At 60.1% G+C, this 26,366-nt stretch carries 23 protein-coding genes; 9 read left to right on the forward strand and 14 right to left on the reverse strand.

From position 1 onward, the window contains the following. Nucleotides 1-56 precede the first annotated feature (56 nt). Complete coding sequence (gene rlmKL, locus QCBJ_RS28345; RefSeq protein WP_102062051.1) at nucleotides 57-2,321, reverse strand: bifunctional 23S rRNA (guanine(2069)-N(7))-methyltransferase RlmK/23S rRNA (guanine(2445)-N(2))-methyltransferase RlmL; 2,265 nt, start codon at nucleotides 2,319-2,321, stop codon at nucleotides 57-59. A 532-nt stretch (nucleotides 2,322-2,853) separates the two neighbouring features. On the opposite strand from rlmKL, the gene rmf reads away from it, so the two are divergent. Further along, complete coding sequence (rmf, locus tag QCBJ_RS28350) at nucleotides 2,854-3,069, forward strand: ribosome modulation factor (protein WP_002553055.1); 216 nt, start codon at nucleotides 2,854-2,856, stop codon at nucleotides 3,067-3,069. 132 nt (nucleotides 3,070-3,201) lie between these two features. Here rmf and QCBJ_RS28355 read toward each other — a convergent pair whose 3' ends face one another. From QCBJ_RS28355 to sctC, 4 genes are all read right to left on the reverse strand, one after another. Further along, nucleotides 3,202-4,227 (reverse strand): quinone-dependent dihydroorotate dehydrogenase, encoded by a 1,026-nt coding sequence (locus QCBJ_RS28355; protein WP_015885338.1) that lies wholly within the window; start codon nucleotides 4,225-4,227, stop codon nucleotides 3,202-3,204. A gap of 86 nt (nucleotides 4,228-4,313) precedes the next feature. Then, the gene (locus QCBJ_RS28360) at nucleotides 4,314-4,736 is read right to left on the reverse strand and encodes a transglycosylase SLT domain-containing protein (RefSeq protein WP_279615280.1); all 423 of its coding nucleotides are present in this window, start codon (nucleotides 4,734-4,736) and stop codon (nucleotides 4,314-4,316) included. A 31-nt stretch (nucleotides 4,737-4,767) separates the two neighbouring features. Further along, entirely contained in the window at nucleotides 4,768-5,187 is a 420-nt protein-coding gene (locus tag QCBJ_RS28365; protein ID WP_043205749.1) for a winged helix-turn-helix domain-containing protein, read from the reverse strand. A 156-nt stretch (nucleotides 5,188-5,343) separates the two neighbouring features. Next, nucleotides 5,344-6,789, reverse strand: coding sequence for a type III secretion system outer membrane ring subunit SctC (sctC, locus tag QCBJ_RS28370; RefSeq protein ID WP_015885340.1), 1,446 nt, complete (start codon nucleotides 6,787-6,789; stop codon nucleotides 5,344-5,346). 274 nt (nucleotides 6,790-7,063) lie between these two features. On the opposite strand from sctC, the gene QCBJ_RS28375 reads away from it, so the two are divergent. The 5 genes from QCBJ_RS28375 to cobA all read left to right on the forward strand — a co-directional run bounded on the left by QCBJ_RS28375 (nucleotide 7,064) and on the right by cobA (nucleotide 12,741). Continuing rightward, the gene (locus tag QCBJ_RS28375) at nucleotides 7,064-8,290 is read left to right on the forward strand and encodes a CmpA/NrtA family ABC transporter substrate-binding protein (protein ID WP_102062052.1); all 1,227 of its coding nucleotides are present in this window, start codon (nucleotides 7,064-7,066) and stop codon (nucleotides 8,288-8,290) included. 13 nt (nucleotides 8,291-8,303) lie between these two features. Further along, complete coding sequence (locus QCBJ_RS28380; RefSeq protein ID WP_015885342.1) at nucleotides 8,304-8,879, forward strand: ANTAR domain-containing response regulator; 576 nt, start codon at nucleotides 8,304-8,306, stop codon at nucleotides 8,877-8,879. 210 nt (nucleotides 8,880-9,089) lie between these two features. After that, the gene (locus QCBJ_RS28385; RefSeq protein WP_043205751.1) at nucleotides 9,090-10,301 is read left to right on the forward strand and encodes a NarK/NasA family nitrate transporter; all 1,212 of its coding nucleotides are present in this window, start codon (nucleotides 9,090-9,092) and stop codon (nucleotides 10,299-10,301) included. Beyond that, nucleotides 10,301-11,971, forward strand: coding sequence for a bifunctional protein-serine/threonine kinase/phosphatase (locus QCBJ_RS28390; RefSeq protein WP_102062053.1), 1,671 nt, complete (start codon nucleotides 10,301-10,303; stop codon nucleotides 11,969-11,971). The genes QCBJ_RS28385 and QCBJ_RS28390 overlap by 1 nt, the downstream gene beginning before the upstream one ends. A gap of 26 nt (nucleotides 11,972-11,997) precedes the next feature. After that, a complete protein-coding gene (gene cobA, locus QCBJ_RS28395; RefSeq protein WP_102062054.1) occupies nucleotides 11,998-12,741 on the forward strand; it encodes a uroporphyrinogen-III C-methyltransferase in 744 nt (247 codons plus the stop codon). A gap of 60 nt (nucleotides 12,742-12,801) precedes the next feature. Here cobA and QCBJ_RS28400 read toward each other — a convergent pair whose 3' ends face one another. The 8 genes from QCBJ_RS28400 to ppsA all read right to left on the reverse strand — a co-directional run bounded on the left by QCBJ_RS28400 (nucleotide 12,802) and on the right by ppsA (nucleotide 20,898). Continuing rightward, the gene (locus QCBJ_RS28400) at nucleotides 12,802-13,782 is read right to left on the reverse strand and encodes an OmpA family protein (protein ID WP_015885346.1); all 981 of its coding nucleotides are present in this window, start codon (nucleotides 13,780-13,782) and stop codon (nucleotides 12,802-12,804) included. 107 nt (nucleotides 13,783-13,889) lie between these two features. Continuing rightward, nucleotides 13,890-14,480 (reverse strand): RNA polymerase sigma factor SigX, encoded by a 591-nt coding sequence (gene sigX, locus QCBJ_RS28405; RefSeq protein WP_003175518.1) that lies wholly within the window; start codon nucleotides 14,478-14,480, stop codon nucleotides 13,890-13,892. Between the two features lie 87 nt (nucleotides 14,481-14,567). Further along, nucleotides 14,568-15,392: a mechanosensitive ion channel domain-containing protein gene (locus QCBJ_RS28410; protein WP_003175519.1), complete on the reverse strand. Its 825-nt coding sequence runs from the start codon at nucleotides 15,390-15,392 to the stop codon at nucleotides 14,568-14,570. A 2-nt stretch (nucleotides 15,393-15,394) separates the two neighbouring features. Continuing rightward, entirely contained in the window at nucleotides 15,395-15,640 is a 246-nt protein-coding gene (locus QCBJ_RS28415) for a hypothetical protein (RefSeq protein WP_015885347.1), read from the reverse strand. A gap of 86 nt (nucleotides 15,641-15,726) precedes the next feature. After that, nucleotides 15,727-16,722, reverse strand: a complete 996-nt coding sequence (locus QCBJ_RS28420) for a zinc transporter ZntB (protein ID WP_015885348.1) — start codon at nucleotides 16,720-16,722, stop codon at nucleotides 15,727-15,729. Nucleotides 16,723-16,746: 24 nt separating this feature from the next. Further along, nucleotides 16,747-17,238, reverse strand: a complete 492-nt coding sequence (gene rraA, locus QCBJ_RS28425; protein ID WP_015885349.1) for a ribonuclease E activity regulator RraA — start codon at nucleotides 17,236-17,238, stop codon at nucleotides 16,747-16,749. A 188-nt stretch (nucleotides 17,239-17,426) separates the two neighbouring features. Further along, entirely contained in the window at nucleotides 17,427-18,416 is a 990-nt protein-coding gene (locus QCBJ_RS28430) for an alpha/beta fold hydrolase (RefSeq protein ID WP_015885350.1), read from the reverse strand. A 106-nt stretch (nucleotides 18,417-18,522) separates the two neighbouring features. Continuing rightward, nucleotides 18,523-20,898, reverse strand: coding sequence for a phosphoenolpyruvate synthase (gene ppsA / locus QCBJ_RS28435; protein WP_015885351.1), 2,376 nt, complete (start codon nucleotides 20,896-20,898; stop codon nucleotides 18,523-18,525). Nucleotides 20,899-21,076: 178 nt separating this feature from the next. Between ppsA and QCBJ_RS28440 the strand changes: the two genes are divergently transcribed. Continuing rightward, nucleotides 21,077-21,895: a pyruvate, water dikinase regulatory protein gene (locus QCBJ_RS28440; protein ID WP_003193298.1), complete on the forward strand. Its 819-nt coding sequence runs from the start codon at nucleotides 21,077-21,079 to the stop codon at nucleotides 21,893-21,895. A gap of 83 nt (nucleotides 21,896-21,978) precedes the next feature. On the opposite strand, the gene QCBJ_RS28445 is transcribed toward QCBJ_RS28440, so the two are convergent. Next, nucleotides 21,979-23,403 carry a PLP-dependent aminotransferase family protein gene (locus tag QCBJ_RS28445; RefSeq protein ID WP_046036409.1) on the reverse strand — a complete coding sequence of 475 codons (1,425 nt, stop codon included), beginning with the start codon at nucleotides 23,401-23,403 and terminating at the stop codon, nucleotides 21,979-21,981. 160 nt (nucleotides 23,404-23,563) lie between these two features. Between QCBJ_RS28445 and QCBJ_RS28450 the strand changes: the two genes are divergently transcribed. Together QCBJ_RS28450 and moeB are read left to right on the forward strand one after the other, a co-directional pair. Then, nucleotides 23,564-24,457 carry a DMT family transporter gene (locus QCBJ_RS28450; RefSeq protein WP_162471081.1) on the forward strand — a complete coding sequence of 298 codons (894 nt, stop codon included), beginning with the start codon at nucleotides 23,564-23,566 and terminating at the stop codon, nucleotides 24,455-24,457. A 41-nt stretch (nucleotides 24,458-24,498) separates the two neighbouring features. Further along, on the forward strand, nucleotides 24,499-26,361 hold the full coding sequence (moeB, locus tag QCBJ_RS28455) for a molybdopterin-synthase adenylyltransferase MoeB (RefSeq protein ID WP_102062081.1): 1,863 nt from the start codon (nucleotides 24,499-24,501) through the stop codon (nucleotides 26,359-26,361). Nucleotides 26,362-26,366 lie beyond the last annotated feature (5 nt).

Below are 26,366 nucleotides of genomic sequence, written 5' to 3' on the forward strand. Positions count from 1 at the left end.
CGTAAAAAAGCCGCAAGGCCGGAATAATCCAGGCTTGCGGCTTTGGGTGACGGCGATCAGCGCGCGGTGATTTTCCACGCCCGGTGGATCTTCGCGTTACGCGCGAAATCCGGGTCGAGGGTCTTGTCGCTGATTTCCTCGACCGCATAGCGCTCGCTGAGGTTGTCCTCGAGCACAAACTTGCGGAAGTTGTTCGAGAAGTACAGCACGCCACCCGGCGCCAGGCGGGCCATGGCCAAGTCAAGCAACTGCACGTGGTCGCGCTGTACGTCGAAGATGCCTTCCATGCGCTTGGAGTTGGAGAAGGTCGGCGGGTCGATGAAGATCAGGTCGAACTCATCACGGCTGGCCTCCAGCCACGCCATCACGTCACCCTGCTCCAGACGGTTCTTGTCGGAGAAACCGTTGAGGGAGAAGTTGCGACGCGCCCAGTCCAGGTAAGTCTTGGACAAATCGACGCTGGTAGTGCTGCGCGCGCCGCCCTTGGCCGCGTGCACGCTGGCGGTGGCGGTGTAGCAATACAGGTTGAGGAAGCGCTTGCCGGCCGCTTCCTTCTGGATGCGCATGCGCATCGGGCGGTGGTCGAGGAACAGGCCGGTGTCCAGGTAGTCGGTGAGGTTGACCAGCAGCTTCACGCCGCCTTCGCTGACTTCAGTGAACTTGCCCTGGGCGCTCTGGCGCTCGTACTGCTTGGTGCCGCTCTGACGCTCGCGACGCTTGACCACCACACGGCTCTTGTCGATGTTCAGCGCCTGGGGAATCGCCGCCAAGGCATCGAACATACGCGCGGAGGCTTTTTCCGGGTCAATGGACTTCGGTGCGGCGTATTCCTGTACGTGGACCCAATCGTGGTACAGGTCGATGGCCATGGAGTATTCCGGCATGTCGGCGTCGTACACACGGTAGCAATCCACGCCTTCACGCTTGGCCCACTTGCCCAGCAGCTTGAGGTTCTTCTGCAGGCGGTTGGCAAACATCTGCCCGCCTTCGCTCAGGCGCGCCTGCTCGACCACCGGTGCCGGGGCGGGTTTGATCGGGTTGCCGTTCTTGTTGTACTGACGCTCTTGCGGCTCGACCGGGGCTTGATCGTAAGCGGCTTGCTCACGCTCGGCCTGGCGCTGCTCCGGGGTGCGACGCTCGCCGGTGACAAACTGGTCAGGGTTGACCTTGATCAGCAGCAATTTGCACGGCAACGCGCCGTTCCAGAACGAATACTGTTTGTGACTGCGAATGCCCATGCGCTTGCCCAGGTCCGGCGCGCCGGTGAACACCGCCGCCTCCCAGCCCATGCACGCCTGGCGCAAACGCTCGCCGAGGTTCTGGTAGAGGTACAACAGGCTGGCTTCATCACCCAGGCGCTCGCCGTACGGCGGGTTGCAGATGACCAGGCCTTTCTGGTTCTGGTCCGGGCGCGGCTCGAAGGTACCGACTTCGCCCTGGTACACCTTGATCCAGTGGCTCAGGCCGGCGCGCTCAATGTTGTTGCGCGCGGGTTGGATCAGCCGAGGATCAGCTTCATAGCCACGCACCCACAGTGGCGGCTTGTTCATGCCGATGGCCGCGCGCTCAGTCGCCTCAGTGTGCAGCTTCTTCCACAGCGCCGGGACGTGACCGAGCCAAGTGGTGAAGCCCCACAGTTCGCGATTCAGGTTGGGCGCCATGTCGGCAGCGATCATCGCGCCTTCGACCAGGAAGGTACCGACGCCGCACATCGGGTCGGTCAGCGCGCCGCCCTCGGCAGCAATGCGCGGCCAGCCCGAACGAATCAGGATCGCGGCGGCCAGGTTTTCCTTCAACGGTGCCGCGCCCTGCTGCAGGCGGTAGCCACGCTGATGCAGGCTGTGGCCGGACAGGTCGAGGGACAGGATGGCTTCGCCACGGTCCAGGCGCAGGTGGATGCGCAGGTCCGGGTTGATCTTGTCGATGGACGGGCGCTCGCCGGTCGGGGTGCGCAGCTTGTCGACGATCGCATCCTTGACCTTCAGCGCGCCGAAGTGGGTGTTGTCGATGCCAGAACCGTGGCCGCTGAACTCAACCGCCAGGGTGCCATCCGGCACCATGTGGTCGGCCCACTCGATATCCAGTACGCCGTGGTAGAGGTCTTCGGCGTCCTTCATCGGGAAGCGCTTGAGCACCAGCAGCACGCGGTTGGCCAGTCGCGACCAGAGGCACAGGCGGTAGGCGGTTTCCATGTTGGCCATGCCGCGCACGGCCGAGGTGTGCTCGCGGGCTTCCTCAAGGCCAAGCCCGACGGCTTCCTCGATCAGCAGGCCTTCGAGGCCCTTGGGGCAAGTGAGGAAGAGTTCAAAACGGTCCGACATGGGGCAATCCAGGCTTTTCAGCAATAAATGAACGGGCGACGCATCGCCGGCTCGGTTTTCAATCAAGCACTTTTCTTGAAGAGTGCTCGCGTGGCACGAATGTGCCGTCCCACCCCGTCTAACGAGCCCTTGGGCCTTTATCGACGGGGCAGAGAGAGAATTTGCAGCAACAAAAAGAAATATTCCGACCCTTCGTCGAATAATAACCGACCGCAACGGGCGGAAATTCTCACTAAAGGATTAAACCCATCCTCTTTGCAGGGTGCATCATAGCTGGCTTTGCCCAATAAAAGGGGCGAAAAGCCATCCCAGCTTATGGCTATAGCATCGTTATCGTTACGTGCTTATGACAAAACGATCATTGAATCCATGTGACCTATTGGTTAGAACTCAACACAGGTTGGCGCCGTAACGACGCCGACACCTAGGCTCGCCACGCCGGCAGCGAGCCCACCAACGGCAGAAAAACTCTGCCCGGCCTCAGACGAGGCCGAAGGATATCAAGACAGTCAACAAGTGAGGGAAACACCCTATGAGAAGACTTAAGCGTGATCCGTTGGAAAGAGCATTTTTACGCGGATATCAATATGGCGTTCATGGCAAATCCCGTGAGCTTTGCCCATTTACTCTACCGTCGGTACGCCAAGCCTGGATCAACGGCTGGCGAGAAGGACGCGGCGACAACTGGGACGGTATGACTGGCACTGCGGGCATCCACAGACTCAACGAACTTCACGCCGTCGGCTAATCAAGGGCAATAAATTCCGACACCACCACGAATATGTAACGACTTAACCACGCACGCCCTATCCAGGCGGCGGGCTTCGGCCCAGGGGCTCCTTTTGAGGAGCCCTTTTTAATGGGCGCTGTTTAGGGTTTCTCAGGCTTTGGGCAGGGCTGCAATCGCATCCACCGACTGGCGAATCAGTGCCGGCCCCTTGTAGATAAAGCCGGAGTACAACTGCACCAGGCTCGCGCCGGCAGCGATTTTCTCCGCCGCGTGTTTGCCTTCGGTAATACCGCCGACCGCGATGATCGGCAAGCGCCCGGCCAGCTCGGCAGCCAGTACCTTGACGATATGCGTGCTCTTGTCACGCACTGGCGCACCCGACAGGCCGCCCGCTTCGTCGCCATGGGCCAGGCCTTCGACACCGACGCGGCTGAGGGTGGTGTTGGTGGCGATGACTGCATCCATGCCGGAATCGACCAGGGCCTGGGCCACCAGCACGGTTTCTTCGTCGCTCATGTCCGGAGCAATCTTGATTGCCAACGGCACGCGCTTGCCATGGCGCACGGCCAGGTCTTCCTGGCGCTGGCGCAGAGCCTCGAGCAATTGCTTGAGCGAGTCGCCGAACTGCAGGCTGCGCAGGCCCGGGGTATTGGGTGAGCTGACGTTAACGGTGACATAGCTGGCGTGGGCGTAAACCTTGTCCAGGCAAATCAGGTAATCATCCACTGCACGCTCAACCGGGGTATCGAAATTCTTGCCGATATTGATGCCCAGGATGCCCTGGTACTTTGCCGCTTGAACCCGCGACAACAGATGATCAACGCCCAGGTTGTTGAACCCCATGCGGTTGATGATCGCCTCGGCTTCCGGCAGGCGGAAGATACGCGGCTTGGGGTTGCCCGGTTGTGGTCGCGGGGTCACGGTGCCGATCTCGACAAAGCCGAAACCCAACTGTGCAAAACCATCGATGGCCGCACCGTTTTTATCCAAGCCAGCCGCGAGCCCGACCGGGTTGGGGAAATCGAGCCCCATCACCGATACCGGCACCTTTGCCGGTGCCTTGCAAACCAGGCCATTGAGCCCCAGGCGACCACCGGCACCGATCAGGTCCAGGGACAGATCGTGGGAGGTTTCCGGGGAGAGTTTGAACAACAGCTGGCGGGCCAGGGTATACATGGGCGGGCTAGACTCGGATGGCGGCGAAAGGTGGCGGCGATTATAGCCGGGGTGATAGGGAGCGTGCGAGGCGTGAACCTCAATCGTCAGTAGCGATGCGCAACCAGTTGCTCATAATACGCCCAGATTTTCTGTGCATACTGCATGCGCAACGCCTCACGCTCGGGCCCGGCCCCCGTCCCTGCGTTATATGACCCTACCGCTGTCCAGTTGTAGCCAAAGCGCTGGATGAACTCGGCGAGAATCGAAGCCCCCACCTCCACCGACAGGCAGGGCTCATTGAGCAACCGATCCTCGGTAATGCCCTGCTTGAGCAGGCGAGGCAAGTGGATACTGTTGATCTGCATCAGGCCGATGTCTCGGGTGCCATTACGGTTGGCATGATTCATCGCTTGCGCCCGATAACCCGACTCTACGGCGGCGATCGCTTGCAGTAACTCCGGCTCGATATTGTAGTGACTGGCCGCCTCCTCCCAGCAATAGGCCAGCGCCTGGTTGCTGGTCATCATCACACTCAACACCCAGCCCTTGCTCCAGAACCTAGCCACGGGTTACCGAACCACGCTTTAACCCGCCATGGCTGACTTGGCCACATACCGAGCACACATGCGCCCTATGACCCGGCGCATGCCCTTCGACGCTCACCGGGCAGGTAAAACGGTAGCCACGACCGTATATCGTCTTGATAAATCCCTTGTCGGCGCCAAGGTACTTGCGCAGCGAGTATATGCAGCGTGTCAGTGACTCCTCGGCGACCTCCCCCTGGGGCCAGGCCAGCTCCAACAACCGATCCTTGGTCATCAAAACGCCCTCGGACTCCAGCAGCAATCGCAACACCTGCAGTTCCTTGGGCGGTAACTGGTCGTCCGACCCCTCGCCGATCAGGCGACCATCGTCATACAAGGCCCAATGCGAAAAAAACAGGGTAATGGCCGTCCCTCCATTATCCATGACGGCCATTACCACCTCGACCTCCGACGAATGACATTGAAGTCCCCATTTCCATTTCTGGCTCAAGTACCGATGTCACGACTATATAGAGCCTGCCTCGCCGCTCACGTTAGGAAAAGGCTCATACGCGCAGCGCTTTTCAAAGTCATGTTGTAAGACGTTTCGCTATTCACCTGATGCAGGTGCGAGATCACGCTCCGGCCGTACAAATGCACGTTGAACACGGTCGTATTGCGCAGCCGTCAAGGGGGGTGGGCCTGCGCGCTCGACCGCGTCCTTCAACTCGCCGCCCACGGCTCTGGCCTGGACCACAAATAGCCGCACTTGGGCCGGACGCCCTCGCCCTTCTGACTTGCGGTTAAACGCGCCCAGCCATAGGCGCCTGCCTGGAGGTAAACGCACCACACTGTTGACACCCACTCGCCCCACCGCCGTGTTTTTTTCACGCCCCGGCGCCTCACTCATCTGGCGTCCGTCCTGAACCTCAAGGCGCATCTCGATCTGGTTAGCCTCGGCAAAACGCGGCAGTACGCTGACCTGGGTGCCATAACGCACAGGTTTCCAGTCAGTTCGGTCACTTCCGGGAGGTGGCATATAGAACGTGTGGTTATCTTGAAACACCGCGGGTACGTTCTCCTGGGTGAGAATCACCGGCAATGTCGCCACCGTCGCCCGCCGCCGACGCTCCAATGCGCCGATGCTGGCCATCAAGTGACTGTCGTCCACGGGCGCCAGGACACGCGTGGTCGAAGTGTTGGTGTCGTCGCCCCAGTCCATGCCCAGCTTCTTCAGTTCGTCGCGCTCCAGATCCACTAGCCACAGCGAGACTTCAATCGATCGCTTGGGTATGTCGAGTTCCGCCACCAGTTTCTGGATGAAACTCACCTGCGCCGGCTTGCCCTTGATCAGTAGGCTGTTGCTATCCGGGTAGGCAATCACGCCAAGGCTCTTGTCGGCCAGCATCCCCTGGTGCTCAGTGGCCAGCAGGGTTTCGATCATCGACGCCATCCCCGGTAGGGTGACCGGGCTGTCGCTCGTGCCGTACTGTCGGTCGGCCACATCGGTATTGAGCACCTGCACCACGCCAAAAGCCTGCTTGCCCACCCGCAGATCGGCCCTTTGCCGGTCCATCAATTGGGTCAGGCGCAGCACTTGGTCGACATAGTTTGGTGGGCCGGACACATAAAATGTGCGTACTCCACTTTCACGCAAGGGATAGCGTGACTCATCGAGACCCGATCGGCGCATGAGGCTACGCAGCCTGTCGACGGAAATATGCCGCAAGGTCACCGCAGAGCTTTTTGCCTCGTCAGCGTCATAGACATAGAGCGCTTGACCGTCGCTGTACCAGATCAACCCTTGTTGCAGTGCAAGCGCCTCCAGGGCCGGCTGCGGCGTCTCGAAATCAAGCGCTGCGCTGACGCGTTTGCGCGCCACCGCGGCGCTGACAACGATGGGCAACCCCAGCGGCTCCGACAGGGCGGTGAACACGGTATGCAGGCTTTCGTCCTGCGCCTGGTAAAGCTCGCCCCAGACGAGCGCACTTTCCGACACCAGCACGGCAAGCAGCACGGTAAACAACAACCGACGGCACAGCCAGAGACGGGGCATCGTTGCAATGAAGTCGGCGTACACCGGGGGGATTCCTGGGCAGTCTGGCATTGAGAGTGCCGCCATACTGAAAGGCCCCCCGGTTTCAATCTTGATGGAAAGTTGATGGCTGCCCGAGGCGCACCGCCCGTGGCATGTGCCTTGCTATGAACTCGGTATCAGAGCACGCACCAACGGCGGCGCGAGCTGACAGACAAAGGCGTCGTTACTCGCAGTGGCTTACATCGCCATCTGGGGGAACGACGCTTTTTTTTGAATGAAAAGGTAGGTGTAGATGAACGATTCGGTTGGCAACAGCCCGATGAACGACCCGCTGGCCTGGGTCAACGGCAGTGATGCCCCGGAAAAGAGCAGCCTCGACCTCGGCTTCATGGCCCTGAGCGACTGCGCCTCGATGGTGGTGGCAGCCACCCAAGGGTTCGCTCAACCTTACGGCCTGACCCTGAACCTCAAGCGTCAATCGTCCTGGGCCAACCTGCGCGACAAACTGGTCAGCGGCGAACTGGATGCCGCCCACAGCCTGTACGGGTTGATCTATGCCGTGCACCTGGGCATCGGCGGCGTCGCGCCCACCGACATGGCCGTACTGATGGGACTCAACCAGAACGGCCAGAGCATCAACCTGTCCCACGGTTTGCAGCAGCAAGGGGTGATCACTCCTGAGGCGCTGGACCGTCACGTGCACCAAAGCCGAACAAAACTGACCTTCGCCCAGACCTTTCCTACGGGCACCCACGCCATGTGGCTCTATTACTGGCTGGCGAGCCAAGGGATTCATCCATTACAGGATGTGGACAGCGTGGTGGTGCCGCCACCGCAAATGCTGGCGCACCTGCAAGCCGGGCGCATCGATGGGTTTTGCGTCGGCGAACCCTGGTGTGCCAGCGCGGTAAAGCAAAACCAAGGATTTACCTTGGCAACCACCCAGACGATCTGGCCGGATCATCCGGAAAAAGTGCTCGGTTGCACCCAGGCGTTTGTCGAACAGTACCCCAACACCGCGCGTGTACTGGTGATGGCGATCCTGGAAGCCAGTCGGTTTATCGAAGCGAGCAGCGAGAACCGCCGCTCCACCGCGCAATTGCTCAGTGGCCGCGAGTACCTCGACGCCCCGCTCGATTGCATCGAACCGCGCCTGCTCGGCGCCTATGACGACGGCCTGGGCAACCGGTGGCAGGATCCGCACGCCCTGAGATTTTTTGCCGGTGGTGACGTCAACCTGCCCTACCTCTCTGACGGCATGTGGTTCATGACCCAATTCCGACGCTGGGGCCTTTTGCGCGAAGACCCCGACTATCTCGGTGTCGCACGCCAAGTGCAGCAACTAGGGCTTTATCGCCAGGCCGCCGAGGCGCTGGGTATCACCACGAAAGACCAGGACATGCGCAGCAGCCAACTGATCGACGGCAAAATTTGGGACGGTTCCGACCCCGCCGGCTATGCCCGCAGCTTCCGCCTGCATGCCCTGGCCGATCACACCCACCGCCAAGCCTTGCGCTGACAGGAGGACGTCCATGCTGCGAATCCTGTTAATCAACGACACCCCGCGCAAGGTCGGCCGTCTCAGGGCAGCGCTGATCGAAGCCGGTTTTGAGGTGATCGATGAGTCCGGCCTGACCATCGACCTGCCCGCGCGCGTCGAAACGGTGCGCCCGGATGTCATCCTGATCGATACCGAGTCACCGGGCCGCGATGTGATGGAGCAAGTGGTGCTGGTCAGCCGCGATCAACCTCGGCCCATCGTGATGTTTACCGACGAACACGACCCGAACGTGATGCGCCAAGCGATCAAGTCCGGCGTCAGCGCCTACATCGTCGAAGGTATCCAGGCCCAGCGCCTGCAGCCGATCCTCGACGTGGCCATGGCCCGCTTCGAAAGCGACCAGGCCTTGCGCGCCCAACTCCAGGCGCGGGACCAACAGCTCGCCGAGCGCAAGCGCATCGAGCTGGCCAAGGGCATGCTGATGAAAATGAAGGACTGCAACGAGGAAGAGGCGTACACGCTGATGCGCCGCCAGGCCATGAGCCGCCAGCAGAAGCTGATCCAGGTAGCGGAGCAGATTATCGCCATGAGTGAGTTGCTTGGCTGATTTGGCGCAGCTCTTGCTAAGTAAACATCACAGGTAGCCAACGGCGGTTGCCCCTCCACGACAAAGACGTCGCACACCCGGTTTGCCCTCGCGAACCCGGTGGCGGCGTTTTTTTTGTTTTGGCCCCGGAAACGGGGCCGGTGGGGCGGCCTTATCCGGCTGTTCCATCACCAGGCCTTCTTACAAGACTCCCAACCGTTGAGGTGCGTGATGAAATCAAGCTTCTGGAAATCCGGGCACACCCCGACCCTGTTTGCCGCCTTCCTGTATTTCGACCTGAGTTTCATGGTCTGGTACCTGCTTGGCCCACTGGCAATCCAAATTGCCGCCGACCTGCACCTCACCACCCAGCAGCGCGGCCTGATGGTGGCGACGCCGATTCTCGCCGGTGCGGTGCTGCGCTTCTTGATGGGCATGCTCGCGGACAAACTGTCGCCCAAGACCGCCGGCATGATTGGACAGGTGATAGTCATCTGCGCCTTGTTCGGCGCCTGGAAACTGGGCATCCACAGTTACGAGCAAGCCTTGTTGCTGGGCGTGTTCCTGGGCATGGCCGGCGCGTCGTTTGCGGTTGCACTGCCGCTGGCGTCCCAGTGGTACCCGGCCGAGCATCAGGGCAAAGCCATGGGCATCGCCGGTGCAGGTAACTCCGGCACGGTGTTCGCCGCATTGCTGGCGCCGGTATTGGCCGCTGCATTTGGCTGGAGCAACGTCTTCGGCTTTGCCTTGATCCCACTGGTGCTGACCCTGATCGTCTTTGCCTGGCTCGCCCGCAACGCCCCTGAACGGCCCAAAGCCAAGTCCATGGCCGACTACTTCAAGGCGCTGGGCGACCGTGACAGCTGGTGGTTCATGTTTTTCTACAGCGTGACCTTCGGCGGCTTTATCGGCCTGGCGAGCGCTCTGCCCGGCTATTTCAACGACCAGTACGGGCTGAGCCCGGTGACCGCCGGCTACTACACCGCCGCGTGCGTGTTCGGCGGCAGCCTGATGCGCCCACTGGGCGGCGCCCTGGCGGACCGTTTCGGCGGGATCCGGACCCTGTTGGGCATGTACAGCGTAGCGGCGATCTGCATCGCGGCGGTGGGCTTCAACCTGCCGAGTTCCTACGCGGCGCTGGCCCTGTTCGTCTGCACCATGCTCGGCCTGGGGGCAGGTAATGGCGCGGTGTTCCAACTGGTGCCACAGCGTTTTCGGCGTGAGATCGGCGTGATGACCGGCCTGATCGGCATGGCCGGCGGCATCGGCGGCTTCGCCCTGGCAGCGGGCATGGGTGCGATCAAACAAAGCACCGGCAGCTATCAGATGGCGCTGTGGCTGTTTGCCAGCCTGGGCGTGTTAGCCTGGTTTGGCCTGCATGGCGTGAAACGTCGCTGGAGAACCACCTGGGGTTCGGCCGCTGTGACGGCTGCCCGCGTCTGATGAGCCTGCAGCTGAGCGTCGCCCAGGCCAGTGCCATCGGCCCACGCACGGAAAACCAGGACGCGCTGCGGGTGGTGACGCCCGTGGCCGAACTGGCGGCCAGCAAAGGCTACCTGTGCGCCATCGCCGACGGCGTAAGCCAGTGTGCCGATGGTGGCTTGGCCGCGCGCTCGACCTTGCAGGCGCTGGCCTTGGATTACTACGCCACGCCGCAAACCTGGGGCGTGGCCCAGGCCCTGGAACGTTTGCTACTGGCACAGAATCGCTGGTTGCAAGCCAATGGGGGTGGCCAGCCCTTGCTGACCACCCTCAGCGCCCTGGTGTTTCGCGGCCAGCGCTTTACCCTGGCGCATGTCGGGGATTGCCGGACGTATCGCTGGCTGGACGGTGAGTTGCAGCGCATCAGCGAGGATCACGTCTGGGAACAGCCGGGCATGCAACACGTGCTGAAGCGCGCATTGGGCCTGGACCAGCACCTGGTGCTGGACTTCCTGGATGGCCAATTGCGCGAAGGCGAGTGCTTCCTGCTGCTCAGTGACGGCGTGTGGGCAACCCTGGGCGATCACAGCATCAGCGCCATCCTGCGCGAACAAACGGACTTGGATCTGGCGGTCAACACGCTAGTGAACGCCGCGCACCTGGCGGGCAGCCAGGACAACGCCAGCGCCCTGCTGGTGCGCGTGGACACCCTCGGCGCGGCCACGTTGGGCGATGCGCTGGTGCAATTACAGCAATGGCCACTGCCGCCAGCCTTGAGGGCCGGACAACGTTTTGAAGGCTGGCAGGTAGAAACCGTGCTGGCGCAAAGCCGACAGTCGTTGCTGTACCGGGTGCGGGATGCCCAACAGCAACCCTGGCTGCTGAAAACCCTGCCGTTGAGCCGCGACGATGACAGCGACGCCGGCCAAGCGTTGTTGTCGGAGGAGTGGTTTTTACGACGCGTCGCCGGGCGGTCCTTTCCTGAAGTCCATCCCGCCAGCGGGCGTCAGCATTTGTACTACGTCATGCGTGAATACCCAGGGCAAACCCTCGCTGAAGTGTTCAAGCAACAGGGTACGTTGCCCCTGGCGCAGTGGCAGTCCATTGCCGAGCGCTTGCTGCGGGCGGTGGGCATGCTGCATCGACGGCAAATCCTGCACCGCGACATTAAGCCGGAAAACCTGCTGCAAGGGGACGACGGTGAACTGCGGGTGCTGGATTTCGGCCTGGCCTACTGCCCCGGCCTTTCGGAGGACCGCGCTCACGTACTGCCTGGTACGCCGAGCTTTATCGCACCCGAGGCATTCAATGGTGACCCTCCTACCGCTCAACAGGATTTATATAGCGTCGGCGTCACCCTCTATTACCTGCTGACCGGGCATTACCCCTACGGTGAGATCGAGGCCTTCCAACGCCCCAAGTTTACCCAGCCGGTCAGCGCCAGCCGTTATCGCCCCGACTTGCCGGATTGGCTGCCGCTCAGCCTGGAGCGAGCCGTGGCCGCCCAGCCTGAGCATCGATATGAAACCGCCGAGGAATGGTTGCGGGTGCTGGAACAGGCAGACCGCCAGGAACTGAGCATCCGGCCCAGGCCTTTGCTGGAGCGCGAGCCATTGAAAGTCTGGCGGACCCTGGCGCTGGCTTCGCTGCTGATCAATCTGGTGCTGCTGTATTCACTCTTTCACCGCTGACGTCATCTCTACACGAGGGAAAACACATGAACGCAAAAGTCTGGCTGGTAGGCGCAGGTCCCGGTGACCCAGAACTGTTGACCCTCAAGGCCGTACGGGCCATGCACGAAGCCGATGTGGTGCTGATCGATGATCTGGTCAACCCGGCCGTACTGGAGCATTGCGCCGGGGCACGAGTGATCACCGTCGGCAAACGCGGCGGCTGCCGCTCAACGCCGCAAGACTTTATTCACCGCCTGATGCTGCGCTATGCCCGTCAAGGCAAGTGCGTGGTGCGACTGAAGGGCGGCGACCCATGCATTTTCGGGCGCGGTGGCGAAGAAGCTGTTTGGCTGCGTGAACGAGGTGTCGAAGTGGAGTTGGTCAACGGGATTACGGCGGGGCTGGCGGGCGCGACGAATTGCGCGGTTCCGTTGACGTTGCGCGGCGTGAGTCGCGGCGTGACCCTGGTCACAGCGCACACCCAGGACGACAGCAGCCTGAATTGGCGCGCACTGGCAGAGGGCGGGACCACCTTGGTGGTGTACATGGGCGTAGCGAAGCTGGAGGAGATCCGTCAGCAATTGCTCGACGGCGGGATGACGGCGGATATGCCGGTGGCGATGATCGAAAACGCATCGCTGCCCCAACAAAGGGAATGCCGCAGCGAGCTGTCCCGGATGTATGAAGATGCACAGGCATTTGCCCTGAAGAGCCCCGCGATCCTGGTGATCGGCCGTGTTGCCGCCGCCGAACAGGCAACCTACCTCGCAGAAGCCGTACGCGCCTGAGGCAAATCGCAGGCAAAAAAAAGCCCGGCCTAAGCCGGGCTTTTTTCTACCACTCAGTAATTACTGAGCTTGAGCTTCAACCGACGCTTCTACGCGACGGTTAACAGCACGACCAGCTTCAGTTGCGTTGTCAGCAACTGGGCGGGATTCGCCGTAACCTACTGCGGTGATGCGGCTTGGAGCAACGCCATCTTTAACCAGGACTTGCTTAACAGCGTCAGCACGACGCTGGGACAGCTTCTGGTTGTAAGCGTCTGGACCTACGGAGTCAGTGTGACCAGCAACTTCTACGTTGGTAGCTGGGTACTGAGCCATGAAGTCGGCCAGGTTTTTCACGTCGCCGTAGCTGTTAGGCTTAACAACCGACTTGTCGAAGTCGAACTTAACGTCCAGCTCAACACGAACAACCTGAGCAACTGGAGCTTCTGGCTCTGGAGTTGGCTCTGGAGCTGGTGCTGGGGTAGGAGCTGGAGCAGCTGCGCCAGCGTTACCGCCGAAGTTCACGCCCAGGCCGACCAGTGCGGAGTAGTCCCACTTGCCGTTGTCCAGACCGTAGTCAGCTTCAACACCGGCACGAGCGTACAGGTTGTTGGTGAAGTAGTACTTCACGCCAGTACCAACGGTAGCGAAGGTAGTCTGGTCGCGACCGCTGTGGCCGTCAGCCTGAACGTTGGTACGGCTCTGGTGGCCGAAACCGCCTTCTACGTATGGACGCAGGCTGTCTACGCCAGCTTGACCGAAGTGATACTGGGCAACCAGGCTGCCGGTATCGCCTTTGATCTTCTGGTTACCAGTACCGTCGTTCGAACGGGTGTGGTTGGTTTTGTCGTAGGACAGGTTCAAGGACAGGTCGTCGGTCAGGAAGTAACCGATGCGAGCGCCAGGATTGAAGCCGTCTTCGATGTGCTTGACGCTATCGTTGTACTGCTTCTTGTAGAACAGCTCGCCTTCAACTGCGCCTTGGCCTTGTGCCAGAACGCCGAAAGAAGTAGCGGCAATAAGAGAACCAATGGCCAAGCCCAAGGTGTTTTTCAGTTTCATCCGTTAAATCCCCATCTGGTGATTGTAAAGCAGTCCCACAAACCGGGGGACAACTCGGCGACAAGTCTAACAGAACTTGCCTACACGTAAGAGATATTTGCCACGCACTAAGTTTCAGTCTCGCCCGCAAATTTCTCACGTAATTTATCAAGAGCACGTTTGTAACGCATTTTTGTAGCACTCAAACCCATGTGCATGATGTCGGCGATTTCCTGAAATTCCAGCTCTGCGACAAATCGTAGCACCAGAATTTCCCGGTCAATCGGATTCACATACACCAGCCAGCGATCGAGTCCGCCCTTCTCCTCGGGTGCCGGCGCCTTTTCTTCAGACGCCTCCTCAAGGGGGTCCAGACTCAAAGCGTCCATCAAGCGACGCTTTCGCCGTTCCTTCCGATACTGCGTGATGCACTCGTTGTACGTGATGCTGTACAGCCAGGTCTTGAACTTCGATTTGCCCTCGAAGTTCTTCAGGCCGTACAACACCTTGAGCATCACTTCCTGACAGACATCATCCGCATCTCTATCGTTCCCTAAATACCTTGAACAAACGTTGAACAAAGTGCGTTGATATCTGCGCATCAATTCTTCGTACGCGCGAGTTACGTGAAACAGCTCCGTGTGCGCACGCGCGACCAACTCCTCATCAGAGAGCTCACGGGGGTCATAGCGCGTGGACAGCGTTTGGGCTTTATTCAAAACAAGTCGTGCCGACAGTCAGGTCAATGTCCGCCACAGCCCGATCAGCCGGGTTCGCGGCGGCGTACATTAGCAGGGTTTGCCGGGTTAGCGGCTACTGACCTGCTGCTCCAGGAGAATCCGATTGGACAGCGACACCAAGTCGCCGTCATCGGTCAGCACCGTTGTCTTGACCGTGCCGATCTCCTCGATTTGCCCTTCGACCTCGCCCACACGCACCTGTTGCCCAACCTGATACAGCTCACGCACATAGATTCCCGCAAGAATCTGACCGGCAATTTCCCGGCTTCCCAAGCCCATGGCCAGCGCAACTGCCAGACCAACGGTAATCAAAACGATCACAATCACATGGTTGAGCAGGTCAGTCTTGACCTCCAACTGGCTGATCGCGACTGAAATACTGATGATGATCACCAGCCCTTGAGCGATTCGCCCCAGGCCGGCGGCGTAATCCAGTCCCACACCTTCAGCGGCGCCACGCACCAGCCCATTGGCCAATTGCGCCAGCAAAACGCCTACCAGCAGTACCAGCGCGCCGCCAAAAACCTTCGGCAAATACAGCGCCAGCATGTCGAGCGTAGCTGAAACTCGCTCAAGTCCAAGGGATTGAGCCGCAGAAACCAGAAAAATCAGCAAAACAAACCAATAAACGATCTTGCCGATCAATGTTGAAATCGGTACTTGCAGCCCGGCACGGCCCAACAGCTTGGTCAGGCCGGTGCCTGCCATCAGCCGGTCCAGGCCCAGTTTTGCCAGCAATTTGGACAGCAGGGTGTCGAGCAGCTTGGCTACGACAAAACCCAACAGCACCAGCACCAGCGCACCAAACAGGTTGGGAATGAAATTCGCCACCTTGGTCCACAATGCGGTCATCGCGGTGACCAGGCTCTGCGTCCAGAGATCAAGTTCCATATTCAATCAGCCTTATCAGCAGTGCGAGCAAGAGGTTTACGACGGGAAACAGGCGATACGTGGGCCGAACCATTGTTCAGCGCCATCATCAGCGCCGGCATCCAGCGGCCGAGCAGACCGAACAGGTCACCCGCACCCACCTGACGGTTGGCGGTTTTCAACACGCGGCCCAGGCAGGCATCGTCGTCCCGGTTGGACGGCGAGGCATTGAGCATGTCACGCAAAGACTGTTCGAACGGATCGTGCATAAAGACCTCTCGCAAGTGATTTAAAAGACGAGGGTAAAATTCTTGAGGTCACATAGGACCCTTCATACGTTCAGGTCATATTCAGCTCAAACCCAGCGCAACCGTCGAAAAAGCCACCATTGTCCAAGCGCGACCGAGACCATCAACAGGCACGCAATCATGAATCCATAGGGGCTGGCAGAGAACGGAATCCCGCCCACATTTATACCCAGCAGCCCGGTGAGAAAACTCATCGGCAGGAAGATCCCGGTGATGATCCCGAACCGGTACATGGTGCGGTTCATGCGTACGCTCAAGCGCCGGTCTTCGGCCTCAAGCACAAGCCCCACGCGCTCCCGGGTCAATTCGAGCTCTTCCAGGTAGCGGGTCAGGCTGTTGTTCAATTCGTTCCAATAGTCGGCATCGTCGTCACAAAACCACGGCAATTTGATCCGCGTGAGCTGGGCAAAAATATCCCGCTGCGGTGCGAGGAATCGCTTCAGCCCAGCGGCGCGTCGACGGATCTGCAAAACGCTGCCATGTTCCGGCGTATACCGTTCGTCGGTATCGAGTTTTTCTTCCTCGGCATCGACGACTTCAGACAAGTCCGTGACCAGATCCTGCACTTTATTGGTCAGGTACTGCGCCATATAAAGGATAAGTTCCGAGGCCGTTTTCGGGCCCTTGCCGTCCGCCAACTGCACCAGCAGCTCGTCAGTGGCGCGCAACGGGCGCAAACGCAGGGAAATCACACGACTGGCTGCGGCGAAGATACGCACCGACACCATGTCTTCCGGCTCAGCCCCTGGGTTGAGGTTGACCCCACGCAGAAACAACAGCAGTTCCGCGTCCGGCAACGGCAACAGACGCGGACGGGTGTTCTCCTCCAGCAACAGGTCACAGGCGAACTCGCTCAACCCACTGGATTTACGCAGCCAGGTCTGGGTCTGCGGATGGCTGCGATCCCAATGCAACCACAGGCTTTCCTGAGGTTGCAGTTGCAAGTCGTCGAGCTCTGTCCGGGCAATCGAACGCGCACCGCCTTTACCGTCCAGCACCAGGGCATGCACCAGCCCCCATTGCGCGTTTTCTTCCTCGAACATCCTCACCCCGTCGGTTATTGCGGTTTATTCAGGCATTTTCAGCGGGCTGGGCGACACGATCACGCCGTTGTTGTCGGCGTAGATGTACTCACCCGGACGGAACGTCACACCCGCAAACGTGACCACCACGTTCAAGTCACCGATGCCGCGTTTGTCGGTCTTCATCGGGTGACTCGCCAAGGCCTGCACTCCCAGGTCGGTCTGGGCGATCACATCGACGTCACGGATGCAGCCGTAGATCACCAGGCCTTCCCAGCCATTTTTCGCGGCTTTCTCGGCGATCATGTCGCCCAGCAGCGCGCGGCGCAGGGAACCACCCCCATCGACCACCAGCACCTTGCCGGCGCCAGGCTGGTCGGCCTGTTCCTTGACCAAGGAGTTATCTTCGAAGCATTTGAGGGTGACAATTTCACCACCAAAGGAATCTCGGCCGCCGAAATTGCTGAACATCGGCTCAAGCACCTGCACCAGGTCCGGGTAGGCGTCGCACAAGTCAGGGGTCACGTAATGGTTCATTGAAAAATTCCTTTCTGTCAAAGAGGTGTCTTTCGAAAGAAGCGCCAGCCCAAGCAGGGGCGAAACATCCCATCCGCATCGCCGCAACGCAATAGCCACTGCGCGACTGAATATGACCAGAAGCGTTTAACGCGTCATATCTTAGCCGCAACCACACACGAGTGAAACGCCCTTGGCAGAGCGTTGCCTCAAACCGTGGCCAGCACCTCGGCCTGCACACCGAACAAGGGTGTGAGCGGATCTTTCAACCATTGCTCCACCAATGGCCACACTTGAACCTGTGCGGCTTTGCTGACCAGCATTTCCACGTGCCCGAAATCCTCGGTAAACCCTTGCTGGCGGCCCAGGCACAGGTATTGACGGTGCTCGGATCCGACTTGCTCGAACAGTTTGCGACACGCCCAGTCAGGGTCCTGATGGTCGCCGGCGGCGCTGACCGCCAACAACGGCACATCGACACTTGCCAAGCCTTTCCACCAGTCGTTTTTACCCTCGCCAAAGCGGCCGAACAGACCATTCCAACGCATGGCTTCGATCAACACGCCCGCGGGCTCGTCCTCCGGGCCACGCTTGAACCGTGAGCCGGACAGTTCGCCGAAGCGTTTCAGCAGCAAGCGGCCAGTCCACTCCACCGGTGGCAATTTCAACGGCCAGTGGGTGCGGCTGACCTGGCAACCAAACAAGGCCACCGAAGCCACTGCCGGGGCGCCAAGGTGTTGCCCACCCAGCGCTGCAGCCAGGCTTGTGCCGCCCAGGGAGTGGCCGATCCAGTGGGGAATCTGCGCACTTTGCTCACGCACAAACGCGCCAATCGCCGGCAAGTCATAGCGTGCATAGTCAGCGACGCGATTGCGGGCGTAGTCATGATTGCGCTTGGACAAACCATGGCCGCGCATTTCCGGGATCCACACATCAAACCCCTGGCGTGCCAGGTAAGCCCCCAGGCCAATGCCCTTGGGTGAGTACCAGAAGCGCCGGTTGGAAAAACTGCCATGCAACAAAATAACCGGGATGCCCCGGTTTTCCGGGACATCGGCCAAGCCCAAACGAGTAACGGCCAGCTCGACGGTACCGTCGGGGCTGTTACCGGGTTTGAGGCGGTACACATCTTCACTCAGGTCGCCACGACGTTCAGCGCTGATCAGGGCGACGGGAAACAGGTTGCTGCTGCTTTGCATAATGCTCTTGCACAAAAAAGGGCGGCGTCCGGAAGGAATTCCGCCCTGCACAGATAAGAATGCCGGTCACCCTCGAGAGGTGACCGGCACTTTTGACGTAACGACCTTAGACGGACGCTTGGCCTTCCGCCAGGAAGAACCAGGTTTCCAGCACGGAATCGGGGTTCAGCGAGACGCTTTCGATGCCCTGCTCCATCAGCCATTTGGCCAGGTCAGGGTGGTCGGAAGGGCCTTGTCCACAGATACCGATGTACTTGCCGGCCTTGTTACACGCCTGGATGGCATTGGCCAGCAGCTTCTTGACCGCAGGGTTACGCTCATCGAACAGGTGCGCGATGATCCCGGAGTCGCGGTCCAGGCCCAGGGTCAGCTGGGTCAGGTCGTTGGAACCGATGGAGAAACCGTCGAAGAATTCCAGGAACTCTTCGGCCAGGATGGCGTTGGACGGCAGTTCGCACATCATGATCACGCGCAGACCGTTTTCACCACGCGACAGACCGTTTTCAGCCAGCAGGTCGACCACCTGGCTCGCCTCGCCCAGAGTGCGCACGAACGGCACCATGATCTCGACGTTGGTCAGGCCCATCTCGTTGCGCACGCGCTTGAGGGCGCGGCATTCGAGTTCGAAGCAATCACGGAACGCTTCGCTGATGTAACGCGAGGCGCCACGGAAGCCCAGCATCGGGTTTTCTTCTTCCGGCTCGTAGAGCTTGCCGCCGATCAAGTTCGCGTATTCGTTGGACTTGAAGTCCGACAGGCGCACGATGACTTTTTTCGGGTAGAACGCCGCCGCCAAGGTGCTGATGCCTTCCACCAGCTTCTCGACATAGAAGCCGACCGGGTCGTTGTAGCCGGCGATGCGCTTGTCGACGCTTTCCTTGATATCCAGCGGCAGGCCGTCGTAGTTCAACAGGGCCTTGGGGTGCACGCCGATCATGCGGTTGATGATGAACTCCAGGCGGGCCAGGCCCACACCGGCGTTCGGCAACTGCGCGAAGTCAAAGGCGCGGTCCGGGTTGCCGACGTTCATCATGATCTTGAACGGCAGGTCCGGCATGGCGTCGATGGAGTTTTGCTTGATGTCGAAGCCCAACTCGCCTTCGAAGATGAAGCCGGTGTCGCCTTCGGCGCAGGACACGGTCACGCCCTGGCCATCCTTGAGCAGTTGGGTGGCGTTGCCGCAACCCACTACGGCCGGAATCCCCAGCTCACGGGCGATGATCGCCGCGTGGCAGGTACGCCCGCCACGGTTGGTGACGATGGCGCTGGCGCGTTTCATCACCGGCTCCCAATCCGGGTCGGTCATGTCGGAGACCAGAACGTCACCTGGCTGGACTTTGTCCATTTCGGACACGTCCTTGATGATCCGCACCTTGCCCGCGCCGATGCGCTGGCCGATGGCACGACCTTCCACCAGCACGGTGCCGGTCTCTTTCAACAGGTAGCGTTCCATGACGTTGGCCGAAGTACGGCTCTTCACGGTTTCCGGACGGGCCTGCACGATGTACAGCTTGCCGTCGTCACCGTCCTTGGCCCATTCGATGTCCATCGGGCACTTGTAGTGCTTTTCGATGATCATCGCTTGCTTGGCCAACTCGCTGACTTCCGCGTCGCTCAGGCAGAAACGGGCGCGTTCGGCCTTGTCCACCTCAACGGTTTTAACCGAGCGACCGGCTTTGGCCTCGTCACCGTAGATCATCTTGATGGCCTTGCTGCCCAGGTTGCGGCGCAAGATGGCCGGGCGACCGGCCTCAAGGGTATGTTTGTGTACGTAGAATTCGTCCGGGTTGACCGCGCCTTGTACGACGGTTTCGCCCAGGCCGTAGGCGCCGGTGATAAACACCACGTCACGGAAGCCCGATTCGGTATCGAGGGTGAACATGACGCCGGCAGTGCCGGTTTCCGAACGCACCATGCGCTGTACACCGGCAGACAAAGCCACCAGCTTATGGTCGAAACCCTGGTGCACACGGTAGGAAATCGCGCGATCGTTAAACAGCGAGGCGAAGACTTCCTTGGCTGCGCGAATCACGTTTTCGACGCCGCGGATGTTCAGGAAGGTCTCTTGCTGGCCGGCGAAGGAGGCGTCCGGCAAGTCTTCGGCGGTGGCCGAGGAGCGCACGGCAACAGCCATGTCCGGGTTGCCGGCCGACAGGGTGGCGAAGGCGGTGCGGATTTCTTCGTTGAGCTTCTCGGGGAACTCGGCGTCCATGATCCATTGGCGGATCTGGGCACCGGTCTTGGCGAGGGCATTGACGTCATCGACGTCCAGAGCGTCCAGCGCGGCGTGGATCTGAGCATTGAGGCCGCTCAGTTCGAGGAAATCGCGGTAAGCCTGGGCCGTGGTGGCGAAACCACCGGGCACCGATACACCTGCGCCTGCAAGATTACTGATCATCTCGCCGAGGGATGCGTTCTTGCCCCCCACGTGCTCTACATCATGGACGCCGAGCTTATCGAGGGAAACTACGTACTCTACCAAGGTGATCTCTCCACTTTCTGTGTTGGAAAAGCTCAGGACGCCGGCTGCTCAGTAGGAGCGTTCGCCAGCGCTTGTGGCCTGGACCTGGAAAATAAGTGAGAATGCGGCCCACCGCGGGACGGCAAAATCGCGCCTATCATATCCAAGATTCGCCATCAGCTTAAGGCCCAGGGCTCAAATGAAACGATCTGCTTTCTTTATCTCCGACGGCACCGGCATCACAGCCGAAACATTGGGCCAGAGCCTGCTCGCGCAGTTCGAAAACATTACCTTCGCCAAATTCACGCGCCCGTACATCGACAGCGTGGATAAAGCGCGGGCCATGGTACAACAAATCAATCTGGCGGCTGAAAAAGACGGTTTCCGGCCGATCATTTTCGACACCATCGTCAATCAAGACATCCGTGAGATTCTCGCAACGTCGAATGGTTTCATGATCGACATTTTCTCGACCTTCCTGGCGCCGCTGGAGCAGGAGTTGAGTGAACACTCCTCCTATTCGGTCGGAAAGTCCCATTCCATTGGGCATAACTCCAATTATATGGAGCGTATCGAGGCGGTGAACTTTGCCCTCGACAACGACGACGGCGCCCGCACCCATTACTACGACAAGGCCGACCTGATCCTGGTCGGCGTGTCGCGCTGCGGCAAAACGCCCACCTGTCTATACATGGCCATGCAATTTGGTATTCGCGCAGCCAATTACCCGCTGACCGAGGACGACATGGAGCACCTGACGCTGCCGGCCGCCCTGCGCGCGCACTCGCACAAGCTGTTCGGCCTGACCATCGACCCGGATCGCCTCACGGCGATCCGCAATGAGCGCAAGCCCAACAGTCGCTATTCCAGCTATGCGCAGTGTGAGTTCGAAGTGCGCGAAGTAGAAAATCTGTTCCGTCGCGAGAATATTGCGCACATCAATTCCACGCATTTTTCGGTGGAGGAGATTTCGGCGAAGATTCTGGTGGAGAAAGGCGTGGAGCGGCGCTTCAAATAGTCATTACCGCCTGCCGCTTTTGTAGTGAGCGAGCTTGCCCCGCGCTGGGCAAGCCAGCTCACCACAATAATGCGAGCCCGCCGTTACAGGTGGAAGCGCCCGCCTCCCTGCCCCAATGCTGTAGCCAGCGCATCAAACCCCGCCCGTAACAACTGATCATCCCCCGACGTATTACAGATACTCGCCCGAATGAACTGCGGCACCGCCGTCTGCCCCACCGCAAAGGCTTCAGCGGTAGCGATCAGGTAATTATTCTGCTTGAGCTCCGCCTCGATTTCCGACGCACGCCACGGCTCCGGCACCTCAATCCAGAAATGCGGGCTGTTGAGATGGGTGCGGTATTCCAGCCCGGTCAGCAGGTCGCGGACCAGGGCTTTACGTCGGCTGATTTCGTTGATCTGCTGGCGCAGCAGGTATTCCGCCGTGCCGTTTTCGATCCACTGGGTGGCCAGCTCAAGGGTCACGGGCGTGGCCATCCAGCAGGTCGAACGCAGGGCTGCCGAAATACGGCTGACCAATGCCGGCGGCGCATGCACATAGCCCACGCGCAGCCCGGCGGACACCGCTTTGCTCAGGCTGCTGATCAGAATCGTACGCTCAGGGGCGAAATAGCTGAGTGGCGGCGGCCGGTCTTCGACCAACACACCGTGGGCTTCATCCTCAAGAATCAGCAGGTTGTGCTCCCGACACACTTTGACCAGCGCTTCGCGACGCGCGACCGAGAGCACCGCCGTGGTCGGGTTCTGGATCGTCGGCGTGCAGTACAGCGCTGAAATCCGGTGATTACGACAGACTTCGTCCAGCGCGCTCGGCAGCACGCCCTCCTCGTCCATGTCCAGGCCGATCAGGCGGATACCCAGCATGCGCGCGGCCGTAATGAGGCCGGGATACGTCAGCTGTTCGGTGACTACCGTATCGCCCGCCCGCAACAGCGCCATCATTGAGCACAGCAGGCCGTGCTGGCCGCCGTTGACGCAGATGACTTGCTCGGGAATCGGATGAAAATCACGCTGCACCAGCCATTGCGCGCCCGCTTCACGGTAGCGCGGCAGGCCGGCGTCCGGGGTGTAGGCACTGATGTCCTGGAGGAACTTGGCGTTGGTCGACAGGGTTTGGAAGCTCTGGGCCAGGAACACCGTCTCCTGCCCGGGGATGTGCATGTTGCGGCTCATGTCGAAGTACTGGCGCGGCTCTTCGCTGAAGTTGCGAAAACCTTCATCGCGCTGGCGCTCCATCCCACGCTTGCGCACGAACGTGCCGTCGCCGACTCGCGCCACAACCAACCCCAGGCGTTCCAGTTCGCCGTAGGCCCGGCTGATGGTGCCTATCGTCACACCCAGGTTGTCGGAAAGCACCCGATGGGGCGGCAGTTTTCTTCCCGGTTCAATCAAGCCTTCAAGGATGCCCCGTTCCATGACATCGGACAAGCGCTTGTACTTCACGCCCTGCCCGTTGGACAACCCCTCACGCATAATTGACACCATGTCAATATTTGTTTTGACAGCCATCTTTCGCCCTAATAGTGTGCTTTTACGGGTTCAATCGCCGATTTTTACAACTCATTACAAGCTCAATATAGAGTTCAATTCCGGCTCAGGGAAGCAATAAACGATGCCAATGTCCGCCGTTCTCGAAAACACCGCCAAGACCAAAACCCAAAAACAGTGGCTGGCCGGGCTGATCACCAGCGTGATGTTCCTGATCGTTTGCCTGAGTTGGGGCACGACGTGGCTGGGGATCAAGATTGCCGTGGAGAGCGTGCCGCCGCTGACGTCCGCCGGCCTGCGCTTCCTGATCGCTTTCCCGCTGTTCCTGTGTTTTGCCATGGTGCGCCGCGAGCCGATCCTGTTTCCCCGTGAAAGCCGCTGGTTCTTCGTGTTCGTAACCCTGTCCTACTTCAGCGTGCCCTACTACCTGCTCAACTATGGCGAAATGCATGTCTCGTCCGGCCTTACCGCGCTGCTGTTTAGTTGCATGCCGGTGTTCATCCTGATCTTCTCCGCACTGTTCCTGCGCGAGCGCATCTACTTTTCCCAGGTGGTCGGTATCGGTATCGGTTTCGGCAGCCTCTACATGATCATCAAGAGCCAGGGCCTGCACCTGGACCACGCCGAGTTCTTCGGGGTACTGGCGATTCTGACCGCCGCGATCATGCATGCCTTGTGCTACGTCATTACCAAGCAGAAAGGCAGCGCCATCAGCGTGATCACCTACAACACCCTGCCCATCGGCATTGCCGGGCTGATGCTGTTCGTCGCCGGGCTGTGGTTTGAAGCGCCGACCTTCGACGCCATCACCCTGCGCTCCTGGGGCGCCCTGTTCTACCTGGGCCTGGTGGCCTCGGTGGGCGGGTTCATCGTGTACTTCATGCTGCTCAAGCGCTTGAGCCCGATCATCCTGTCATTCGTGTTCATCATTTTCCCAGTGTTCGCGGTGATCATTGGCGCCTGGTACGAAGGCGTGTCGATTTCCCGGGACCTGATGCTGTACTCGGCCATCCTGCTGGCCGGCTTTGCGATCACCAAGTTGCCGGTTGAAAAACTCCTGGCCAAGAAAAAATGACCCCTTCCCTGCCCCATCAACATCAGCAACGCGAGAGCCACATGGACGTCCTCCGCCCCACCGCCCTGGAACAGATCTACGCCCACGCCCGCCGCAGTTACCCCGAAGAATGCTGCGGTTTCATCTTCGCCGACGGCAGCGTGTACCTGGGCAGCAATATCCAGAATGAACTGCACCGCAAGAACCCCGAGATGTACCCGCGCAGCGCAGCCAACGGCTACACGTTCTCGGTGGCCGACACCCTGCTGATGAACAAAGCGTTTCGCAGCGACAACCCAGTGGTGGTGATCTACCACTCCCACCCGGACGTCGGTGCCTATTTCAGTGACGAAGACCAGGACAAGGCGCTGTTCCTGGGCGAGCCGATCTACCCCGTGAGCTACCTGGTGGTCGACGTTCGCCAGGGCCAGGCCCTGAGCTCCAAGCTGTTTGCCTGGGATGGCAAGCATTTCGCCCTTCAACCTTTCAACGACCTGCACACGGAGTTGTCCATGAACGCTGTCTCTTTCCCCGACATTCTGGTTCGCGTGGCCAAGCTGCCGGAATCGACCCTCGAGGGCACCGGATCGACATTGCGCGAAGTCATTGAAAACCTCTGCTGCAGCCACCCACAGTTGCGTTCGCACCTGTTCCACGAGAAGAACAACCAGCTCAAGGAACACTTCCTGTTTACGGCCGAGGAAGCGCTGATTGATGCCGACGAGCCCTTGCCGCAAAAAGCCAAAATCGAAGTCCTGCTCGCGACCTCTGGCGGCATGGATGTCGACGCACTGAGCAATGAAGAAGTACAGCGCTACGTGCGCCATATCACCTTGCCCGGCGTCGGTCGCGAAGGTCAGCTGAACCTCAAGAAAGCCAAGGTGCTGATCATCGGCACCGGCGGCCTCGGCTCACCGATCAGCCTGTACCTGGCCGCCGCCGGCATCGGCACCCTGGGGCTGGTGGACTTTGATGTGGTGGAAAGCAGCAACCTGCAACGCCAGATCGTCCACGGCAACAGCACACTCGGCATGCCCAAGGTCGAGTCCGCCAAGCAACGCCTGCAAGACCTCAACGGCCATATCCAGATCAATGCCCACGACACCGCGTTGAACGCTGACAACGCCCTGGAATTGGTAGGCGCCTACGACCTGGTGATCGACGGCACCGACAATTTCGACACCCGCTACCTCGTCAACGATGCCTGCGTGCAACTGGGCAAACCCTTGGTGTACGGCGCCATCTACCGCTTCGACGGACAGATCAGCGTGCTCAACTATCAAGGCGGGCCTTGCTATCGCTGCCTGTTCCCCAGCCCGCCGCCCGCCGAACTGGCACCCAATTGCAGCGCCGGTGGCGTGATCGGGGTATTACCCGGCGTGGTCGGGATGATCCAGGCCACCGAGGCCATCAAACTGCTGATCGGTATTGGTGAACCCTTGTCGGGCCGCTTGATGCGCTTTGACGCGCTGGCGATGAAGTTCAGCGAGATCCGCTTCAAGCGCCGCGCCGATTGCCCCTGCTGTTCCGAGGCGCGCCACAGTGAAACCCTGGCGCCCGCTGTCTGCGCGGATGCCGTGCCCAATCAACCGTCCCTGGCCGAAGAGCGCTACATCAAGCCCCGGGTACTCAAGCAAGTGCTTGAACACCCCAGCAGCGCCGACGTGCTGCTGGACGTGCGCGACGCCAGCGAATTGGAGGTGTGCAAGTTGCCGGGGGTGGTGCACATCCCCCTCGCCGAACTGGACGGCCACCTCGACAGCCTCAGCCGTGACAACACCCACTACCTGATCTGCTACGCCGGCAGCCGCGCCGAGCAAGCCGCCAGCACCTTGCTGGCCGCCGGTTTCGCCAACACCAAAGTCCTGCAGGGCGGCATGAAACATTGGGTTCGCGACGTCGAACCCGACATGCCTTTGTATTGAACCGA

The sequence above is a fragment of the Pseudomonas sp. QC2 genome (genome assembly GCF_002859085.1).
GTDB classification, from domain to species: domain Bacteria; phylum Pseudomonadota; class Gammaproteobacteria; order Pseudomonadales; family Pseudomonadaceae; genus Aquipseudomonas; species Aquipseudomonas petroselini.

What these genes read in the sequence shown, in the direction of transcription:
- QCBJ_RS28415 (WP_015885347.1), bottom strand. Translation starts at nt 15,640, where the DNA reads ATGCACGATCCGTTCGAACAGTCTTTGCGTGACATGCTCAATGCCTCG.
- QCBJ_RS28430 (WP_015885350.1), bottom strand. Translation starts at nt 18,416, where the DNA reads ATGCAAAGCAGCAGCAACCTGTTTCCCGTCGCCCTGATCAGCGCTGAA.
- sctC (WP_015885340.1), bottom strand. Translation starts at nt 6,789, where the DNA reads ATGCCCCGTCTCTGGCTGTGCCGTCGGTTGTTGTTTACCGTGCTGCTT.
- QCBJ_RS28400 (WP_015885346.1), bottom strand. Translation starts at nt 13,782, where the DNA reads ATGAAACTGAAAAACACCTTGGGCTTGGCCATTGGTTCTCTTATTGCC.
- QCBJ_RS28355 (WP_015885338.1), bottom strand. Translation starts at nt 4,227, where the DNA reads ATGTATACCCTGGCCCGCCAGCTGTTGTTCAAACTCTCCCCGGAAACC.
- cobA (WP_102062054.1), top strand. Translation starts at nt 11,998, where the DNA reads ATGAACGCAAAAGTCTGGCTGGTAGGCGCAGGTCCCGGTGACCCAGAA.
- QCBJ_RS28445 (WP_046036409.1), bottom strand. Translation starts at nt 23,403, where the DNA reads ATGGCTGTCAAAACAAATATTGACATGGTGTCAATTATGCGTGAGGGG.
- QCBJ_RS28365 (WP_043205749.1), bottom strand. Translation starts at nt 5,187, where the DNA reads ATGGCCGTCATGGATAATGGAGGGACGGCCATTACCCTGTTTTTTTCG.
- QCBJ_RS28390 (WP_102062053.1), top strand. Translation starts at nt 10,301, where the DNA reads ATGAGCCTGCAGCTGAGCGTCGCCCAGGCCAGTGCCATCGGCCCACGC.
- QCBJ_RS28420 (WP_015885348.1), bottom strand. Translation starts at nt 16,722, where the DNA reads ATGTTCGAGGAAGAAAACGCGCAATGGGGGCTGGTGCATGCCCTGGTG.
- QCBJ_RS28380 (WP_015885342.1), top strand. Translation starts at nt 8,304, where the DNA reads ATGCTGCGAATCCTGTTAATCAACGACACCCCGCGCAAGGTCGGCCGT.
- QCBJ_RS28360 (WP_279615280.1), bottom strand. Translation starts at nt 4,736, where the DNA reads ATGATGACCAGCAACCAGGCGCTGGCCTATTGCTGGGAGGAGGCGGCC.
- rmf (WP_002553055.1), top strand. Translation starts at nt 2,854, where the DNA reads ATGAGAAGACTTAAGCGTGATCCGTTGGAAAGAGCATTTTTACGCGGA.
- QCBJ_RS28375 (WP_102062052.1), top strand. Translation starts at nt 7,064, where the DNA reads ATGAACGATTCGGTTGGCAACAGCCCGATGAACGACCCGCTGGCCTGG.
- QCBJ_RS28385 (WP_043205751.1), top strand. Translation starts at nt 9,090, where the DNA reads ATGAAATCAAGCTTCTGGAAATCCGGGCACACCCCGACCCTGTTTGCC.
- QCBJ_RS28410 (WP_003175519.1), bottom strand. Translation starts at nt 15,392, where the DNA reads ATGGAACTTGATCTCTGGACGCAGAGCCTGGTCACCGCGATGACCGCA.
- rlmKL (WP_102062051.1), bottom strand. Translation starts at nt 2,321, where the DNA reads ATGTCGGACCGTTTTGAACTCTTCCTCACTTGCCCCAAGGGCCTCGAA.
- moeB (WP_102062081.1), top strand. Translation starts at nt 24,499, where the DNA reads ATGGACGTCCTCCGCCCCACCGCCCTGGAACAGATCTACGCCCACGCC.
- rraA (WP_015885349.1), bottom strand. Translation starts at nt 17,238, where the DNA reads ATGAACCATTACGTGACCCCTGACTTGTGCGACGCCTACCCGGACCTG.
- QCBJ_RS28440 (WP_003193298.1), top strand. Translation starts at nt 21,077, where the DNA reads ATGAAACGATCTGCTTTCTTTATCTCCGACGGCACCGGCATCACAGCC.